The 13376-nt window shown below is 36.7% G+C and carries 12 protein-coding genes and 1 pseudogene; 4 read left to right on the forward strand and 9 right to left on the reverse strand.

All coding sequences use genetic code 11. From position 1 onward, the window contains the following. Positions 1-224 precede the first annotated feature (224 nt). The 8 genes and pseudogenes from PSF16_RS12485 to PSF16_RS12520 all read right to left on the reverse strand — a co-directional run. Positions 225-1295 (reverse strand): patatin-like phospholipase family protein, encoded by a 1071-nt coding sequence (locus PSF16_RS12485; RefSeq protein ID WP_272689346.1) that lies wholly within the window; start codon positions 1293-1295, stop codon positions 225-227. Beyond that, positions 1288-2193: a diguanylate cyclase regulator RdcB family protein gene (locus tag PSF16_RS12490; protein WP_272689347.1), complete on the reverse strand. Its 906-nt coding sequence runs from the start codon at positions 2191-2193 to the stop codon at positions 1288-1290. The genes PSF16_RS12485 and PSF16_RS12490 overlap by 8 nt, the downstream gene beginning before the upstream one ends. Next, positions 2193-4595: a dynamin family protein gene (locus PSF16_RS12495; protein ID WP_272689348.1), complete on the reverse strand. Its 2403-nt coding sequence runs from the start codon at positions 4593-4595 to the stop codon at positions 2193-2195. The genes PSF16_RS12490 and PSF16_RS12495 overlap by 1 nt, the downstream gene beginning before the upstream one ends. A 68-nt stretch (positions 4596-4663) precedes the next feature. Continuing rightward, positions 4664-5314 carry a HEPN domain-containing protein gene (locus PSF16_RS12500; protein ID WP_272689349.1) on the reverse strand — a complete coding sequence of 217 codons (651 nt, stop codon included), beginning with the start codon at positions 5312-5314 and terminating at the stop codon, positions 4664-4666. An 850-nt stretch (positions 5315-6164) separates the two neighbouring features. Beyond that, positions 6165-6497, reverse strand: coding sequence for a hypothetical protein (locus PSF16_RS12505; RefSeq protein ID WP_219245876.1), 333 nt, complete (start codon positions 6495-6497; stop codon positions 6165-6167). Between the two features lie 41 nt (positions 6498-6538). Continuing rightward, positions 6539-7030 carry a hypothetical protein gene (locus PSF16_RS12510; protein WP_272689350.1) on the reverse strand — a complete coding sequence of 164 codons (492 nt, stop codon included), beginning with the start codon at positions 7028-7030 and terminating at the stop codon, positions 6539-6541. Between the two features lie 280 nt (positions 7031-7310). After that, complete coding sequence (locus tag PSF16_RS12515) at positions 7311-7817, reverse strand: hypothetical protein (RefSeq protein ID WP_272689351.1); 507 nt, start codon at positions 7815-7817, stop codon at positions 7311-7313. Between the two features lie 436 nt (positions 7818-8253). Next, positions 8254-9191, reverse strand: a pseudogene (locus PSF16_RS12520) (IS3 family transposase); the annotation flags it as partial. A 426-nt stretch (positions 9192-9617) separates the two neighbouring features. Here PSF16_RS12520 and PSF16_RS12525 point away from each other — a divergent pair. The 4 genes from PSF16_RS12525 (at position 9618) to PSF16_RS12540 (ending at position 11943) form a co-directional block, all read left to right on the forward strand. After that, positions 9618-10349 (forward strand): WYL domain-containing protein, encoded by a 732-nt coding sequence (locus tag PSF16_RS12525; RefSeq protein WP_442959252.1) that lies wholly within the window; start codon positions 9618-9620, stop codon positions 10347-10349. A gap of 102 nt (positions 10350-10451) precedes the next feature. After that, positions 10452-11027 carry a restriction endonuclease gene (locus tag PSF16_RS12530; RefSeq protein ID WP_272689353.1) on the forward strand — a complete coding sequence of 192 codons (576 nt, stop codon included), beginning with the start codon at positions 10452-10454 and terminating at the stop codon, positions 11025-11027. A 161-nt stretch (positions 11028-11188) separates the two neighbouring features. After that, the gene (locus tag PSF16_RS12535) at positions 11189-11470 is read left to right on the forward strand and encodes an ECs_2282 family putative zinc-binding protein (protein ID WP_161729450.1); all 282 of its coding nucleotides are present in this window, start codon (positions 11189-11191) and stop codon (positions 11468-11470) included. After that, positions 11470-11943, forward strand: a complete 474-nt coding sequence (locus PSF16_RS12540) for a hypothetical protein (protein ID WP_272689354.1) — start codon at positions 11470-11472, stop codon at positions 11941-11943. The genes PSF16_RS12535 and PSF16_RS12540 overlap by 1 nt, the downstream gene beginning before the upstream one ends. A 637-nt stretch (positions 11944-12580) precedes the next feature. On the opposite strand, the gene PSF16_RS12545 is transcribed toward PSF16_RS12540, so the two are convergent. Beyond that, positions 12581-13165: an antirestriction protein ArdA gene (locus tag PSF16_RS12545; protein ID WP_272689355.1), complete on the reverse strand. Its 585-nt coding sequence runs from the start codon at positions 13163-13165 to the stop codon at positions 12581-12583. Positions 13166-13376 lie beyond the last annotated feature (211 nt).

Below are 13376 nucleotides of genomic sequence, written 5' to 3' on the forward strand. Positions count from 1 at the left end.
TGTGTTAGCTGTTTATGTTGAACGTCGCCAAGACAGAGATGGCGCTTATGCTTGTGTGATGTGTGTTACGATTATCTAACGTATTAGTAAGATCTGATTATCAGATCTTACTAATGCAAACACAATTATTTACATAAACTCCACTCTATAGAAATATTCAACTTTTGTTGTATTTTTATAGTTTAAGAATTTAGTTATCTTGATTTAATTAATAAGCGCGAAAATTACTTCAATCGAGACATAGCATCCTTAAGATCTGAGTCTACCGACGCATTCTTTGCTAAACTTATTTCAAGCATGTTTTCTGATGAGCGTAATTCATAACGAGCAACAAGTGGCCTACGGATACGTTCAATCGCTATTAATGTATCTTCATATCCTTGATTAATCCAAGAATTTATATTCTTAGTATCAAAACCAAGTAGGTCTTTCGCTCCTCCCCAAAAACCCTCATTACGTTTTAAAGTTCTTTGTGGGCGAATTTCTAGCACAATAGTATCAGGAAAATCATGTCGATCCCACATTGAGCCATCACTAAGATGAGTTACTACAACCATGTTGCAACCATATTCAACCAGAGGAGTTACAGGAGTATTTCCTTGCATCTTACTCCAGCCACCAATTCCACCATCGCTGTATTTTTTTCCATTAATCTCTCGAGGCTTAAATAATACGGGTAGGGCTGATGAAGCAAGTAAAGCCTCTTGCTGTTTATCTTGTGGTAAACTCTGGATATGTAAAAACTCAGAATCCTTTGTATCCCCAATGCCGAATTCAGCAGCTATAGAATTAGCTATATCTGTAAATCCACCATCACTTGGATATACGGATACAAACAAAGGCACCCCTTTACTTAAGGCGTCTGTATCTAGATATTGCTCCATCAATTTAAGTAAGGGTTGATCAGATAATAACGATGTATCTGAATATAGATTTTTTCCTGTTAATAATGCTTTTTTCAGCATTGAGTATATGACTCCACCACTTTTACTTAATACAGGGTTGAGTCCAAAACTAAGACCTAAATCTAGTAAGAATGATAGATAAGCAGAATGGTTGACAGATAAAATCTCATCACTTCCTAACACCCTCCAAATTTCTTCTAATCTTTCAGTTGCTTGTTTTAAATCAGATGAGGATGAAATAATCGCACCATTTAATGCCCCGATGCTAGCACCCGCAATAACATCAATATTTGTACCAGATTCATATAGTGCCCTAACTATACCAACCTCATAAGCACCTATTGCTCCTCCTCCGGATAATGCGAGGCCAACCTTCATATTCTTAATCATTTCTGCACCTCGAAAAAACTTCATCTACCATACTATCAGCTATACGCTGAGCAGAACTTAGTCTTGGCATACAAAGAGGGAGGTTTGTGTATTGCTGAGTAGTTGAATATACTATTGGATACCTATCCGCATCAGACCAGTCTCCTAACCAGTCGATAGCATCAATCCAATCATCATTTGACGTCGATCTTCCCTGCTGAGATAGCCATATGTTGGTATCATGTCGGGTTGTCGCATCACTTTTACAATCTATCGATAGTTGCACAATTGACCTATTCTTAAGAAGATCGAGCATATCCTTTACTTCATTTACTTTTCCCTCCCGAATCACATCACCAAATGATCCCCAGTACAACTCCTCTAATACAACGTAACAACGCCCAGCCAGAGATAGTGAATTAAACCTCCCTGCACTCCATCCAGATAAAATAGTATCTAGATGTAATTTCCCTCGTTGTAACCTATCGATATTATTAAGTTTTTGCTCCATATTAGACAAACGAATATGTACAGATTCTGCTATTATTTTCAATTGCTTGCGAGTTTCTACAGAGTAGTTGACAATAGAAGTTGTATCTGTAATGAGAGATGTTAGACGATCATTAACTTGAGCAAGAGCATAGTTAGTCGTTGCTAGTGATGATGTTAATTCGGTTAACCATGTAAGAGATGCTTCCACACCATCAGTGAGAGTCGCATTAATAGCTGCTTGCCTAGCTGATGATTTTCCACTCATACCTTCTTTGATTCGAGTAAAAAAAGATCTTTCTTTTTGAGAACGGATATGATCTCGTGCAACATCAATACCGTTTGCAAAATCAACAATAAATTTTTCAGGTAAGCATGTCAGTACCTGACATGCTTGACTCTCTGGTAAAATATCTTTGAATTCTTTCATTACAAGATCGGTCCTAAATCTTCTTGTAGAGACTTACTATCCTTAATAATATCAGGCGTCATTTTTTTCAGCTCTAATAAACGCTTAGTTAGTAACTCTTGCTGATGCTGACTATTCTTATGATCTTCTGAACTTTGAATCAAAGTGTTACGCAATTGTTCAACTTTCACTTTGAATAGAGCAAAAAAGCTCTCAATTTCCTTCATAATAGGTTGATTTATATTATCTTCAATAGATTGATTGAGCTCATTAAAATGTTGTTGTGTTTGAGACTTCACTGCTTTTTCTATTTTACGAATATTGACAATACTACGAGTAACTGAAACATCATACTCCTCCCATCCCCAATCATCTGTATTTAACCAACCACAAATAGTACCCCAAGCACCACTAGCTCGGCGCCTTCTTGTTTCAGTAGAAGTTCGTTCTTCTAACATCGATGATATTCGAGTCTTTGTTGCAATATTCACTTGTAAGTTTTTTACTTCTGGAAATTTAATCTTTACAGTAAACCCATCATTTTCTAAACGTGAATTAATTTGTCGTGCAATATTATCTATTGCAGAAAGAGTGTTGTTTTGAAAACTTTTTTCAATACTGCTAACGATATCAACTAATGTTGGTTTTATTACTGATTCAATATCCGATAATAAACTTGATACACTACTTTCTATTTTAGACACAAATTCTTCTGCATCACTTCTATTATTAAATTTCACTTCATTTTCTGTAGGATTAAAGTCTTCTGTTCTTGAGTCTATATAAATACCGGCAAGACCAGATAAAATCATATTAAAAAAACCGCTTTGTTTTTTTGGCTGAGATGTATGTACAGCTGTTTTATTTAATTCAAACTCTTCTTTTTCTTTTCGTCTACCAGTTTTAAAATATTCATCCAACTGATCTTTAAGTGCTTTATCAGCTGTATGTAACAATTCACTTGTTTTTATTTTTATTAAATTCATTGATGAATTTACTTCATCACTAACTCTTTTGTGACATGTCTGTATTTCTTCTATATCATGTTTTAATCCATCAATTTGAGACTTAAGAGCTTTTATACTAATATTTAGGCCTTGATGACGAATAGAGAGGTATTCATTTGTATTTTCTGCATTTTGTACTAGTTTAGCTGCAGCCGAATCGACTGCTAATGCCGCAGCTTTAGCGTGCGCTGCTTTAACAACCTCTTCAATTAATTTATCAAAATAAGATTTCTGCCATATTCTATTAGCTCTTTTAAGAACTTCATCTTTATCTTCCAGATCATCCTTATCAAACATAGAGCCAAAAGCTAGAGCAGCAAAATCTTTAACCCAAGCCTCTTCTTCAGGTAATAACTTGTCTTGGCTAACTACATTACGCGCCCTATTGGCTAGATAAGCTTGTCGTGCAGAACCAGGATATACATGTTCACTAGTTAACATGCCATTTTTAAGCATAGCCGGAACAGAACTCTTAACAGTATCGGCATCATCACCATTACGATCTTTTTGGTCGAACTTATTCACTAATACGAATAAACGACCAGCAGCAACATCAGCAATATTATTAAGCTCTTGCCTAACTTGTTTATCTGCTTCAGAGTTTAGTTGGGTATAATCAAGAACAGCTAGAACCGCCGAGGCTTTTTGCAACTGATCCTTCATCATAACTTGTAATTGAGGTTGACCTGCTTCATTTGGTCCAGGGGTATCTAATAGTGTTAATATACCTTGGTTTTCATCAAGTAATTCTAAGTGACTAAATTCTACTTCTATAACCGGTAATTCATTTATCGCTTCATAGGAAGAAAATGGAAATTCAACACCCAAAGAGCTAGCTAATCTAACTAAATCATTTAAAGAGGACAAACAAGTATAGATTCCAGACTCACCACTATAATTATTTGTTAACCAACTATCATTCTTAATAATGTCAAGTAGCTTTACTTTCTCTTGATCTTTTTTTAAATCATCTAGGCGTTTCTTACCTTCAGAAGTTTTAATTTTCTTATTTAAATCAGATATTAATTTATGAATAGGCTCAATATTATTTAATGTCAAACTAGGAGCTATTTTACCAGGCACATGACGAATTAGTGTAGGAATAGAAGTCATTGGTCTGTTGCGGTTTGGCAAAATTTCTTTACCAACAATAGCATTAATCGTCGTTGATTTACCCGCTTTCATCGTACCAACAACAGCAAGAACCATTTCTTTTCGAGTTATTTTGATTTGTTCACCACGTAATTCTTCTATTCGTTTAATTGCTTTTTCTTTATTGAATAATGGCTGCCCATCATTCTTTTTATCATCAATCAGTATATCAGGCTCATTGATCATCTTTTCTAATAGTTGAATGTTAATTTTTATTAATCTATCCGCTTCATTACAAAGTAATGAAATATTATCTTCATGCATAAACAATCCTTTTAAACTAGTATCAATCTATCTTAATTAATAACATTATTTATAAATTAGAATATAACCTATGAATCCACAATAGGGTAGCAAACATCCCCCCAAAAAGTATCTGGGTTTGACATCATTAAATCGATCATAACGATAATGAGTTTGTACAAAAGCTTAGTACAATCTTGTAGTTGAGTTCGATTAATACTGCTATTCCACGTAGCCCCACCATGAATAAGTTGATTACGTACAGTGTACAATCGATTAAAAATGACACTGAGTAATTGGGGGGGATTACCGCTAGAAAGTGCTTGAGATGCAATTTTTTGCCCTTGGGATAAACGTTCTTTCCATTCAGATTCAGTGATCTTTCCTCGATGAAAATCCCAAAAGCCCTGTAAAACAAATGGGGTATCAAGCAAGATACGAATACTATTTGAAAACTCTTGCCAAACTAAATGATCAATTTGTTTTGTAGTATCTAATAAGCAGATCCTATTTAGAAACTCGCGAAATGTTTCTTGCTCTGATAAACGCCAGCGCTCATCAATTTCGTAAGCATAAGCTGCGTTGAATGCTATCCAAAGAAAAATAAAACGACCATCAATATCATCAGCCATTTCAGCTCGTTGTAACCAACTTAATGCTCGATGAATACGCAGATTAAGATTATCAGGTAAGGAGTTACGTAAAACTCTATGTCGGGATTTTAGCTCTTCGAATTTCAAGTAATCTCCTTAATGATGCTAACTATTTAAATAATGAACCGAACTTTGAAATTATCGTATCTAATGATCCTGCAGGTGTTCTTTTTAACGCTTTACTGCCACATTTCGGGCATTCGGTAAAACAATCATAGCCAGTAACCAAATTATCACTTTTTGGGGGCACCGTTTTATGCCAACCACAATCACTACAATGATAAACAGAAGGAGGTGCAGGGATAGGCATCATGATCTCCTTGAAATTCTCTAACTATAAATGTTGTTAACAACAATAAAAAATGATTTAGATCAATTTTATTAATTTATTGAAGTCAATACGAGATATAACAACCCTATCACATATTTTAGAGCCTATCTCAATAGGAGGTAAATTCATCACCTTACCCAGCCATATCGATGTTTAAAAGTCAGGCTGTATAAGGTTTTGGTTACAGTGATAATATATTGTATTTGACCCTATATTTCCAGACACTTTTTATCACTTATTTCATTATTATTTTTTAACATTAACGCTTTATACTTTTTAACTATAGCATTTAATTCTTTTCGCTGTATCAAACAAAAATCATTCATAAAACCCTATCCTTAATGTTCACCTTAATTCCACTCATAACCCCATACTGATATCAATTCTAAAATTGCTAATTTCTGAAAATCGCAAATACACCATAAAATTTATATCAACCTTTACATCACGAAGAAATTGCATTTTTTACTTAAGTTGTTTAACTCATTAAGATATCACTACAGTTTTATTAGCTCATAATTCGTTCAATGTTTAACAAGATTATTCTGCTTACCACTGTTCTTGAGTTAATTTACGTAATTTATTGTGCTAAAGACAATGACAAATTCAATCTTCTATTTGAACAAAAAATTGGCCTTTCTTATTTTCATCTAAAAAAACAGAATAGTTGATAACTTCAGAGGTCATTCTACCGTTAGCTCCTCGCAAAACAACGCGAGCTTCACAGGAATACTCTTTTGCTTTTTCATACTTTTCAATTAAATCATGTCCTGTCACTGTGGGTATAACTCCCTCAACGCCCAGATTATTAAAGTAATTAACAATCACTTTATTTAAAAGTTCTTTTGTCTCTTTACTATCACATTTAGGTGGCATATTTTCACTACAACCCAGTATGATAAATGAAGTCAGTATCATTAATAACAATTTAAATTTCATTATATTGTCTCTTAATTAAAAAAAGGAGTATTTTTCTAACATCACTCAATATATGCAACATTAGGAATGCCCTTTTCAGTGAGCGAATGGCCAAGTCTAATGGTATCGGGTAGACATTTATCTTCTATATTTTCCCCTGTCATTTTATTCTGACGGCTAAATGACATCTCATTCGTATAAATACGTTTGGTGCCTTTATTTCCAATAAATGTTTTCATATCACGATAGAATGAAACCACAACTGCATTTTCACTCTCTGGACTATCCCCCCGAAGACCAAAAAAAAGTATTTTTCCATCTTTATATAAAATATCTTGTTTAACTTCACCTGATGGGATATCCAATTTTATCAGTCCTCCACCTTCATCAGGATCATCTCCGGGAGCAAAGAACGCGATATAGACAGTATGACTGCCATGACTGACAGTCATTTGTACACCGTCATCAAGCGTACATTTCAAATCAAAATCCTCATCAGCAAAAGAAGAGGTTGTCAATAATATCCCTATAATCATTAAAATAACGTTCTTCATTGTAGTTTGCCTATTGAATAAATTCACTCAGCCATAAAAATAAACTCTGGCATTTTACATATTAAAATCATCAAACGATAAAGACATCAAAGGTATTCGCTTATAATAAGCATGAGCATTCATTCTTTTTTATCTATCTCGAACGGTATTCATCTTTATGCTATCTTTGAGGCTTGTATGGTCATTGAATAAAATTGCAATACAATTAAAAAATACCAGTTGTATTCGCGGTATCACATTGTTCTAATGTTAATTTATTATCAATCTATTTAAGGTATTGTTATTTCTCATTTTTATGATTGGCTTTTTTCTCATTTTGTAAATAAGCCTTTTGAACCAAATCACTTTTTTCTTTTATTTCTGAAATAGAATTAATTAAAAAATTGATGTAGTACGTGGAGAATAGCAAGGTATAAAATGCATTAGGTTTAATATCCACCCCATGGACTTTTAAATAATACATTTGTAGTACACTTTTCGCTTTGAACGCCCAAACAATTAGCGCAATGAAGTACACTTTTGAAAGAATGATAGAGAAACTATAAAAATCGCTGCCCATTGACATCATCAGTTGTGCATCACCTAAGAACATACTCCAACCCAGCAATAAGGAAGGAACAACAAAATAATAAGGATGAATAATGACGCTCTGCGTTTCCGAACCAATCAGTTTACTGGCATTATACAGCCAGATAACCGGGTAAATACCCGCTGTCACTAGGGTTAATAACACAAATTGAAGCGTTGTCGTACTTAGCTTTTTAGATAAACTATCAATATCAGACATGCGATTTCCTATATTCAAGATATGAGATACCACGTTGAGTTTTTAGAAAATTCAACGAATAGACATGAAATATTACTCCAATATTAACAATATATCAGAGTATTCAACCATTATTATCGGTAAAGTTAGGCTGTTATTAATTTACACAACAACCCCAATGGGTTCAAATAGGTTTAACAGATCAATAAATTAAAATTGATCGGTTTCAACGATCGATTTAAATTTGCAATAAAAATCAATCAATTAAAATTGCAACAATCTTAAGCTAAATAAAAAAGCCCGTTTATTTAAAAAATAAATGTCACACATTGAATTGAATGCGCCCTAAATGAGGTGTTCACAAGAATATAAATCGGGGGGATTTTCAAGAATTGAGCGAAAAGAGGTAGGCTGTTCGGATTATTGAGTGTGCTTAATGGTGTTCTGCGCAACTAAATCAGGACACTTTTCTTAAGGAATTTTGTTCATACTCAATTGGGGACAGATCACCGTTGGCAGTATGAAGCCTTTCTAGGTTGTAATAGCGCATATACGCGATAACATCTTCTTTCATCTGTTTCCGAGTCGGCTGAGGGATTTTCAGTACCCAATCGTGTTTTAAACTGCCAAAAAATCGTTCTACAACAGCGTTATCCCAACAGGCTCCAACATCACCCATGCTTGCCCTAATACCATAGCTTGTTAGCAAGCGGCGATATCGCTTACTCGTATATTGAGAGCCTCTATCACTATGAAAGACTAACCTTTTTCGGGCTGGCGTAAGTTATACGCTTTCATCAAGGCTTTACTGACTAAATCTGCCGTCATTCGTTTATCGATGTGCCAACCCACAATACGGCGTGAGTATAAGTCCATCACGATGGCTAAATACATCCAGCCTTCCCCTGTTTTTAAATAGGTCACATCACCCGCCCACACTTCGTTAGGTGCGTGAGGATTAAAATTTTGATTGAGCTAATTATCGGCTACGGCATCACTGTGTTTGCGTTTTGTGGTGACTTTGTAAGCAACGCGCTGAGTGACGACTAGGCCAAGCTGAGCCATTAGCTTTTGAACGCCATAAGCACTCACGCTAAAGCCCTCTTTGCATAACCGTTTACGTAACGTTCTATAACCTAAGCTATTTCGACTCTGTTCAAAGATAGCTTTGGCTCTGCGGTACAGGCTAAGTTGTTCTGCGGTGATCAATTTTGCTGGGCGTTTAAGCCAAGCATAGTAGGCAGAACGACTTATTTTCATTAACTTGCAGAGCTTCAGCACGGGAAACTGTGAAGATAATTGCTTAATCGTTTTAAACGCTACTTGGTTTCCTTTAGCAGGAGGGCGCTGTTTCTTGTCCTTAAATCCCTTCTGGGGTAGGTTTTTAGTCTTTCTTATAAAATAATTTATGATAGGATAAGGCCTAATAAAATTAATCAGGTTGGAGTCTATTCCGTGTTTTATATCCATCAGTCCAGCTTCAACCCGTAGAGATGATTGAGTCAGTGTGGATGAATAACCGCGTTGAGCGGATCAGTTTAATGTGATGATGCGATGCCAGTCATGACTTGATAAACAGAGTATTAAGACATTGGTTGAATGGGATAAACAAGACGCATGATAAATGATGGTCTGAAACAAACGGTAGGGGCGAAGTCATATAGGCTTTCGAAGATAGCGCAGTTGCCACAAGCAATCCGGGATCGCATTGCTCACATCGATTTCATCTTATTGTTTAAGGGGGAAGCGGTACGGGCAGATTTAGTCGATCGCTTCAGCATAGCAGCTACACAAGCAACGAAAGACTTCGCGCTATACAGAGTGCTTGCACCAGGTAACATTGAGTATGACCAAAAGCTCAAGTTGCATAAGCGAGGTGAAGCATTTGAGCCCTTGTTCGACTACGACGTCGTTCGAACATTGGCGACAATTAGCCAAGGGTTCGGCGATGGCTTTACTGGCAAGGTAAAACCGCCTTTTGCGTGTGAAGCGCCTTATCACCTTAACAAACCGAGTTTATCGATAGTGGCGAAAGTCACCGAAGCCATCCATAAAGGCAAAGCCTTGCGTATCACCTATGTGTCGTTATCGAGCGGTGAAACAATACGTGAAATTGTGCCGCATACGTTGGTGGACAATGGCCTGCGTTGGCACGTTCGTGGTTTTGACCGCGAGCATGGTGAATTTCGTGACTTTGTATTGACTCGAATTAAAGCAGCTATTGTGCTTGAAGACTCCACTTTGTCTGAAATGGAGCTCGAACCCCAAGACCGGCAATGGAATCGCTTTGTAGAGCTAGAGTTAGTGCCACACCCACGTATAGAGCACAGCGAAGCGATTGAGTTAGACTATGGCATGACGGGGGGCGTGATGAAAGTTGAGATTAGAGCGGCAACTGCGGGGTACTTGCTTAGGTTTTGGAATGTGGATTGTTCTCCCAACGCCACACTAAAAGATGGTGGAGCTCAATTGCATTTAAAGAACAGAGCAACACTTTATGGAGTTAAAAACATCATGCTAGCTCCAGGGATTGAAAAAGAACTTGGTAACTAATGCACAAAAACGAACTTGGCGCAGGGAATAAATTTTGATGAAAATAATCGATAACCTTAACAACCTATTAGGTGACGAGCTTCAACAGACGCCGAAATACTGATGGGTATAGAACCTGTTGTATTTGCACAATTTAAGCAGAACCCTGAGCATTTTCTAGCTGAAGCTTCACGCCTTGTGAAAGAGCAAAAGGCATCGGTGATTATCGAGAAGCTATCATATGATCCAACTAACGAATCTTATGATGTTGATATATTCACGGCTGAGCAAAAAATTACAGATATGACAAAAGCCGTTAGTGGCGTTAATAAACATATTTATGATTATGTTGTCGTTGATTCACAAGGTATTGAACGAGACTTTGTTACCGAACTTGATACAAGCAAAGAAGTCGTGGTTTATGCAAAACTGCCTCGTGGTTTTCTGATACCGACGCCTGTTGGCGACTACAACCCTGATTGGGCTATTTCTTTCAAAGAAGGAAGTGTTAAACACATTTACTTTATTGCTGAGACTAAAGGAACGATGTCTTCGCTTGAATTGCGTGGCATAGAAGATCGCAAGATTGAATGTGCTAGGAAATTCTTTGAAAAAATTAATGCAGAGATCACGAGTGAAAATGTCAAATATGATGTTGTAACGAGTTACTCGAAATTGATGGGAGTCGTAAGCGGCTAGTTGTTTCCGTTTTTATATCGGGCTGTCAGTTCATCTGACTGACAGCTCACTTTTAGTTACATAACAATAATTGGAAAATTGAGTCAGCAGATTGATTCTAAATGTCGCTTACTCATGCGGTTATATTTTAAGTATGGTTGTTGACATGATGGAGAAATAGCATGAATCCTGAAAAATACAATAGAAGTATAAGCTTGCTTTGCCCGACTTGTGGCTGTTCAGACTTTTCCTACGAAGACGGTTGCGATGAAACAATACAAGTAATGACTTGTGCATCTTGTGGCAGAGAGTTCAATAAAGATGAGCTTATTCAAGAGAATAGCGAAAATATTGATGAGCACCTTTCTGAAATCAAGGAAGAAGTTTTAAAAGACGTTCAAGACGAACTACGTAAATCTTTGAAAAAGGCTTTTTCTGGTAGCAAGAATATAAGGATTAGGTAATGCCAGTAACTATTGATGCTGGTGATGTGATAGCTGGATTAGCTTTCCTTTTATCTGGCTACGCAACATGGCAAACGGTCAGCTTTAATAAGAGGCAGAAGTCACTTGTCGAAAGCCAAGAAAAGCTAAACACCATTCTCTTGGAAAAAGAAAATGAAGATGCTCTGAAAGGAAAGCAAGCTGACCTTGGTGCATCAATTATAAAACTTGGCAGCAGTAAGTATCGGCTTAAGGTTTGGAATAAAGGAGCTGCTACTGCAAGAAACGTCAGAATTGAGTTCCCCGAAGGTAACGATTTAGTTATTGAATCAGAAGTGACTGACAAATTTCCGATGGAAAGCCTTGAAAGGTATCAATCCGTTGAGCTTATAGCCGCTGTTCATATGCAAACGAAACGAAAACATGTTGTTCGGCTAGTTTGGGAAGATGATGCCCAGTCTTATAATGAAAAGCTCTCTTATCCTACATTGTAATGTAAATATCAACTGTGGAAAGGCTAAGGAAGATGCGAATAAGTCCCTGATGTGAGGTCATAGCTACATAGTAAATCACAGCCATTACCGCCCATGTACCAACAGTTAACTTTTGCCGATATTGAATTTTCCAGCAAGTGCCACCGGAACAATAGCGTGCTTCTCTTACTGTGATTGCGCATTGGCCCACTAATGTGGGGCAAAGTATCCAAGCCTATTCTGAACAGCTTAAGGCCAAAATCGCCCAAATCGTGGCGGTCTGGGGTGGTAACCCTGAAGAGGACAAACCAAAAGCTGAAACTGTAATGTGCGCTCGGCCACCTGATTAACACTCGCCCATTCTACTTACGCCAAGGCGTATGGTGCACAGGGTGTTATGTTGAAAGTCAAGATGTGGCTATCTTGCTTCTACTAGTGCATTTGTCATAACAGTAAGATAAATACCCATTTAATGGTTTGAATTAAATAAAAAAAGAATACCATAATAGCCATCTTTACGGACATCCGTAAAGATGGCTTAAAATAGAGTTTAGTTTGATTGGTACTCTAGCTTATGGATGTCATTGGGGTACCACGACATTCTTTACTTCCCGCCTTGAGGGATGAAAGCGGCTTGACTCTCATGTTGTTGTCCTATCTACCCCCCCGTATGATAAACATATCCTCCACTGTGAAAAATTCCTCCTTGTTCAAGGAAAACATCACGTCCATAGCGTTCATAGTCAAAGTAATGGGATAAATGACCCAGTTGGGCTAAATTATAACAACCACTTTCTTCTATCCAGTAATAACCTAAATCATATTCATTATTGACCCCCGCTAATTGCTGGAAAGAATCTAAATTATCCGCTAAATGAATTAAATCATGGATTGAACTCGTTGAAGAACCGATTTCAATTGCCGCCTGATAAAGGTCAATTTCATCAGGCGATAACATGGCTAATCGCGAGGCTAACTCGTTCAACTCATCTAAAAGGCTATATTCTGAAATGTAAGAAGAAAGGCCATTAATGGAGGATTCATAGTCGGTCAAAAAATACTCTTCATAGTGAATACCATCAATGCCAATCCGCATTAAACAGTGTTCGATCTCTTTTGAGGTTGCTGGAAGCTCAAGCCACTCACCAACCAGTTCACCTTCGTTATATTTTCCTAAGTTCGTAATAAAAACAGAAATCATCCCCGATTTTAGGCATGGGGAAGCCGTCGCAGTTATACGCATATTCGTGTCCTATTATTGATGTATTGTGATTTAATTAATGGCGATATTTTGATAAAGGGAGCTATTTCCCTTTAGAAGCTGATGTTGATATAAAAAGCCAATCAGCTGAAAAACAGGCAACTCGCTTTAAAAATGATTAATGACGGTTTAGACCAGGATAATGAGTTGCCTTACAATCCCGATAACATGTTATGTTTTTTACCATGATTTA

The organism is Providencia sp. PROV033 (assembly GCF_028484855.1).
In the GTDB taxonomy this organism is placed as follows: domain Bacteria; phylum Pseudomonadota; class Gammaproteobacteria; order Enterobacterales; family Enterobacteriaceae; genus Providencia; species Providencia alcalifaciens.

What these genes read in the sequence shown, in the direction of transcription:
- PSF16_RS12485 (WP_272689346.1), bottom strand. Translation starts at nt 1,295, where the DNA reads ATGATTAAGAATATGAAGGTTGGCCTCGCATTATCCGGAGGAGGAGCA.
- PSF16_RS12510 (WP_272689350.1), bottom strand. Translation starts at nt 7,030, where the DNA reads ATGAAGAACGTTATTTTAATGATTATAGGGATATTATTGACAACCTCT.
- PSF16_RS12530 (WP_272689353.1), top strand. Translation starts at nt 10,452, where the DNA reads ATGGGTATAGAACCTGTTGTATTTGCACAATTTAAGCAGAACCCTGAG.
- PSF16_RS12515 (WP_272689351.1), bottom strand. Translation starts at nt 7,817, where the DNA reads ATGTCTGATATTGATAGTTTATCTAAAAAGCTAAGTACGACAACGCTT.
- PSF16_RS12545 (WP_272689355.1), bottom strand. Translation starts at nt 13,165, where the DNA reads ATGCGTATAACTGCGACGGCTTCCCCATGCCTAAAATCGGGGATGATT.
- PSF16_RS12490 (WP_272689347.1), bottom strand. Translation starts at nt 2,193, where the DNA reads ATGAAAGAATTCAAAGATATTTTACCAGAGAGTCAAGCATGTCAGGTA.
- PSF16_RS12495 (WP_272689348.1), bottom strand. Translation starts at nt 4,595, where the DNA reads ATGCATGAAGATAATATTTCATTACTTTGTAATGAAGCGGATAGATTA.
- PSF16_RS12535 (WP_161729450.1), top strand. Translation starts at nt 11,189, where the DNA reads ATGAATCCTGAAAAATACAATAGAAGTATAAGCTTGCTTTGCCCGACT.
- PSF16_RS12505 (WP_219245876.1), bottom strand. Translation starts at nt 6,497, where the DNA reads ATGAAATTTAAATTGTTATTAATGATACTGACTTCATTTATCATACTG.
- PSF16_RS12540 (WP_272689354.1), top strand. Translation starts at nt 11,470, where the DNA reads ATGCCAGTAACTATTGATGCTGGTGATGTGATAGCTGGATTAGCTTTC.